Source organism: uncultured Campylobacter sp. (assembly GCF_937997465.1).
Classification (GTDB): domain Bacteria; phylum Campylobacterota; class Campylobacteria; order Campylobacterales; family Campylobacteraceae; genus Campylobacter_A.
Map to the genome: position 1 here is coordinate 1 of NZ_CALKTQ010000242.1, position 4173 is coordinate 4173.

General features: G+C 43.0%; 8 protein-coding genes. 7 read left to right on the forward strand and 1 reads right to left on the reverse strand.

Annotated elements, in window-relative coordinates; translation table 11 throughout:
* The 7 genes from Q0546_RS08065 to Q0546_RS08095 all read left to right on the forward strand — a co-directional run.
* Nucleotides 1–156 (forward strand): hypothetical protein (locus Q0546_RS08065; RefSeq protein WP_298792048.1); only part of this gene is annotated, 156 nt, incomplete at its 5' end.
* A 4-nt stretch (nt 157–160) separates the two neighbouring features.
* Nucleotides 161–646 carry a hypothetical protein gene (locus Q0546_RS08070; RefSeq protein WP_298792039.1) on the forward strand — a complete coding sequence of 162 codons (486 nt, stop codon included), beginning with the start codon at nt 161–163 and terminating at the stop codon, nt 644–646.
* Nucleotides 643–2220 carry a phosphoglycerate dehydrogenase gene (gene serA / locus Q0546_RS08075; protein ID WP_298792041.1) on the forward strand — a complete coding sequence of 526 codons (1578 nt, stop codon included), beginning with the start codon at nt 643–645 and terminating at the stop codon, nt 2218–2220. The genes Q0546_RS08070 and serA overlap by 4 nt, the downstream gene beginning before the upstream one ends.
* Nucleotides 2221–2263: 43 nt before the next feature.
* Nucleotides 2264–2485, forward strand: a complete 222-nt coding sequence (locus Q0546_RS08080; RefSeq protein ID WP_039895184.1) for a hypothetical protein — start codon at nt 2264–2266, stop codon at nt 2483–2485.
* Between the two features lie 110 nt (nt 2486–2595).
* Nucleotides 2596–3162, forward strand: a complete 567-nt coding sequence (gene efp / locus Q0546_RS08085; protein ID WP_002948377.1) for an elongation factor P — start codon at nt 2596–2598, stop codon at nt 3160–3162.
* A gap of 18 nt (nt 3163–3180) precedes the next feature.
* Complete coding sequence (locus Q0546_RS08090; protein ID WP_298792043.1) at nt 3181–3363, forward strand: DUF4304 domain-containing protein; 183 nt, start codon at nt 3181–3183, stop codon at nt 3361–3363.
* 216 nt (nt 3364–3579) lie between these two features.
* Complete coding sequence (locus tag Q0546_RS08095; RefSeq protein WP_298792045.1) at nt 3580–3807, forward strand: hypothetical protein; 228 nt, start codon at nt 3580–3582, stop codon at nt 3805–3807.
* Between the two features lie 15 nt (nt 3808–3822).
* Here Q0546_RS08095 and Q0546_RS08100 read toward each other — a convergent pair whose 3' ends face one another.
* Complete coding sequence (locus Q0546_RS08100; protein WP_298792047.1) at nt 3823–4074, reverse strand: SelT/SelW/SelH family (seleno)protein; 252 nt, start codon at nt 4072–4074, stop codon at nt 3823–3825.
* Nucleotides 4075–4173: the final 99 nt, after the last annotated feature.

A 4173-nucleotide genomic window follows, 5' to 3' on the forward strand; every position in this document is an offset into this window, starting at 1 on the left:
ATCGAAGCGGCAATAGCCTTTATCGATGAGAAGAAAAATAGAATTCGCCTGAGCGTAAGACGCCTTGCTAAACAAAAAGAGCGCGAGGTACTAAACGAGATAAATAGCGACGATAAAGTTACTTTAGGCGACATTATCAAAGAAAAACTATCATAAGTAGATGAAGCGATATCTGCTTTGGGGCGCGATGGCTTTTTTGCTTATTTTCGTCTGCGTATGTGGCACTTTGCTGTATAAGTATGCGGACGTAAATTTAAAAGAGTCCGCGCCTGAGGAGCTAAAAATACCGCAAAATAGCGAGGAGTCAAATTTGACCGCTAGCCATACTTCATGGATCGGCGAAATGGCAAATTTGACCCCTAGAAAATATACCTTGGCAAGCAACGAGATATTTGTAGAGTTCAAAGACGAGCCGAGAGTTGCTATTAAAACAACTTATCAGTTGATTATAGATAAAAATGATATATATTCGATGTTTTGCCTTACTCAAACCCTAAAAAATATACCCGTGGATTTTAGCGTAGTAAAAGAAAATTCGCAAAATTTAATTTACATCAACACGCAAGATAATGGCATTTTAGACCGCGTTATAAACGAACTTAAAGCGTACGAGATACGCTCAACTTTCAAGGAGATTAAGCTGTGAAAACGATAATAGTGTGCGACGCAATACATAAAGTCGGCTTTGAAATTTTAAATCGCGAAGAGGATATAAAAGTAATCGACGCAGTAAACGTGCCTAAAGATAAGCTTTTGGATATCTTAGGCGAGGCTGACGTGGCCATCACTCGAAGCTCGACCGAGGTCGGCGAAGCGTTTTTAAATGCGGCTAAAAATCTAAAAGCTCTCGTGCGCGCGGGCGTCGGCGTCGATAACGTAGATATAGATGGCTGCTCAAAACGCGGCATAATCGCGATGAACGTCCCTACGGCAAACACGATCGCCGCGGTAGAGCTAACGATGGCTCATATGTTAGCGGCAGCTCGCTCGTTTCCGTACGCTCACAACGATCTAAAAATCGACCGAATTTGGAAACGCGAGAAATGGTACGGTGTCGAGCTTTTTAATAAGACTCTAGGCGTCATCGGCTTTGGCAACATCGGCTCTCGCGTAGCGGTTAGGGCTGCGGCTTTCGGTATGCAAATCGTTGCTTATGATCCATATATCGATCCGTCGAAAGTAACCGATATGGGCGGCGTTTATACGCGAAATTTCGACGATATCCTTGCGTGTGATTTCGTCACCATACACACTCCTAAAAATAAAGAAACCGTAAACATGATCGGCGAAGCGGAGATCGCAAAGATGAAGGACGGCGTGCGCCTCATAAACTGCGCTCGCGGCGGTCTTTACAACGAAGAGGCGCTGTATAATGGCCTAAAAAACGGCAAGATAGCGTTTGCGGGTATCGACGTATTTGAGAAGGAACCGGCGACGGATCATCCGCTACTTGAGTTAAATAACGTCAGCGTCACACCGCACCTTGGCGCAAATACGCTAGAGTCTCAAGCCAACATCGCTATCGCAGCAGCCGAACAGGCTATCTCTGCGGCTCGCGGCATCAGCTATCCTAGCGCGCTAAATTTGCCGATAAAAACGGAAGATCTACCGCCTTTTGTGGAGCCTTATATCGAGCTTACGAGCAAGATGGCCTTCCTCGCCGCTCAGATCAACAAAAAAGCGATCAAAGCTATCCGCATCGAGACGCACGGTCCTATCAGCGAATACGCGAACTCCATGCTTACATTTGCGATCGTGGGTGCTTTAAAAGAGAGCTTGGGCGATACGATAAACTACGTAAACGCTAAATTTTTGTGCGATGAAAAAGGTATAACGACAGAAAGCACCGTCGGCGGCAATAGTATTTTCAAAAATAAAATCACTGTTCGCATCACGACCGAAAATGATGTCGTAACGATCGGCGGAACGGTGTTTGGCGAAAATCAGCAACGCATCGTGACGATAAACGGCTTTAAAACAGACTTTAAGCCTAAAGGCAAGATGATTATCTTTAAAAACAACGACGTTCCGGGCGTTATCGCTAAAATTTCATCTATCCTCGCCGAAGAGAAGATCAATATCGCCGACTTCCGCCTAGGACGCGACGATCACGGTATGGCGCTTGCGGTCGTGCTTGTGGATGAAAAAATAACCAAAGAGACGCTGGCTAAGCTAAACGATCTAGACGTTTGCGTATGGGCAAAGTACGCAGTTGTCTAAATTTAAGCCCGAATTGGGGCTTAAATTTAAGGAGGGTTTGAGTATGAAATTTTTACTTTTGATTCCGATTTTGTTTTTGCTTGCGGGTTGCGAGAGCGAAGTGCAAAAGCAAACTACGAAAAATTTTGAGAAAATTTTGACCGAAAAAAAGAAATTTCAAAAGATACAAAAAGACGATCCTAGCGTAAGTGAACAGATGAAAAGGGAAATCCACTCGCAGTCTGAACAAAGCAAGGAAAAAGGCGAGTTTAAATTTAAGCCTTAAATTTGAGTTTTACTTCGGCGAGCGCGGTCAAATTTGCCCTCTCGCCGCTTCTTAAACTAAACTAAAAACTTTTTTGATATAATCAGCCTTTAAAACTACAAGGAGAAAAAATGGCAACCTATTCTATGGGCGACCTAAAAAAAGGACTAAAGATTGAGCTAGACGGCGTTCCGTATAAAGTCGTCGAATATCAGCACGTAAAACCGGGCAAGGGAGCGGCTTTCGTTCGCGCGAAAATCAAATCTTTCATCGACGGTAAAGTGCTTGAAAAGACCTTCCACGCGGGTGACAAATGTGATCAGCCGAATTTGGAAGAAAAAGAGATGCAGTATCTTTACGACGACGGCGAGTTTTGCCAGTTTATGGACACTGCGACCTACGAGCAAGTAGCGATCAGCGATGAGGACGTAGGCGATGTTAAAAAATGGATGATCGACGGCATGATGGTTGAGATTTTGTTTCACAATGGCAAGGCTATCGGTGTAGAAGTACCGCAAGTCGTCGAGCTAAAGATCGTCGAAACTCCGCCGAATTTTAAAGGCGACACCCAGGGCGGTAAAAAGCCTGCCACGCTTGAGAGTGGCGCAGTCGTGCAGATACCTTTCCACGTGCTTGAGGGCGAGGTCATCCGCGTGGATACCGTCCGCGGCGAGTACATCGAACGCGCAAATAAATAATCGCAACCGTCAAATTTGATGAAAGCAAAATTTGACGAGCTCATAGCCCAAGTAAAGCCGCTGTTTAAAGATAACGGCTTTACCAAAAACGGGCTAAATTTCTACAAAAATACTCCCGAATTTATATACGTCGTAAATTTTCAAAAAAGTAGCGGCAATACCACATTTGAAACTAGATTTTACGTAAACTGCGGCATTTAGGGTGCGTTTGTAGGCGCCGCAACCGGCAAAGAAACCGTCTTAAAACCCAAAGAATACGAATGCCATTTTAGAGATAGGATTTCATCTATCATAGACTTCAAAGCAGCTTACTATGAAATCAACGAAAATACCGACACGGCAGTGCTTTGCGAAAAATTAATAAGTGACTTAACGGCGGTATTTTGTTTTTTTGACGAGATAAAAACCAAACGAAATTTGATTGATTTAATGCCGGAGCGAAACGGCCTAGCGGTGATTGACCAGCTTTTTGAATATTTACTCATAATGCACGAACAAGAAATTTTGACCCGCCAAGCATTAAGTTTGTTTGAAAAACATGGAAATGAAGCTAGACGGAAAATTTTTGAGAGGCGCATAAACGATTTGCTGAAAAAATATGAAAAAAACGAGATAAAATTTGAAGAAATAAAAGCCAAGGCCTAAGCCTCGGCTTAGACTTTAGGCTGATTTTTTAACGCTATCGACCAAAGCAACGATCTCTTCGTAGTTTGGCAGGGCGTTTACGTCCGTACCGATGAGATCTTTTTTAGAAAAGATTACTTTTCCGTTTACTTCAACTATGAAGTTTCCGCCGCTACCGACGATTTTGCTAATTTTAGCACCTGGAATTTGACTTAAAAATTCTTCTTCTACACGAGAAGCTACCGGCCTATAGTTTCAAGAATTGCAATATGTAATCTTTACTTCCATGTTCCTTCCTTTCGAATTTAAAGTACGCCGATTATAGCGTAAATTTAGCAAACGGCGGTATAATTATGAAAAATTTAAGGAGACGATATGAAAAAAGTT

Bases quoted from the DNA above. Each gene is read 5' to 3' on its own strand.
- Q0546_RS08070 (WP_298792039.1), top strand. From the start codon at position 161: ATGAAGCGATATCTGCTTTGGGGCGCGATGGCTTTTTTGCTTATTTTC.
- Q0546_RS08080 (WP_039895184.1), top strand. From the start codon at position 2,264: ATGAAATTTTTACTTTTGATTCCGATTTTGTTTTTGCTTGCGGGTTGC.
- efp (WP_002948377.1), top strand. From the start codon at position 2,596: ATGGCAACCTATTCTATGGGCGACCTAAAAAAAGGACTAAAGATTGAG.
- Q0546_RS08090 (WP_298792043.1), top strand. From the start codon at position 3,181: ATGAAAGCAAAATTTGACGAGCTCATAGCCCAAGTAAAGCCGCTGTTT.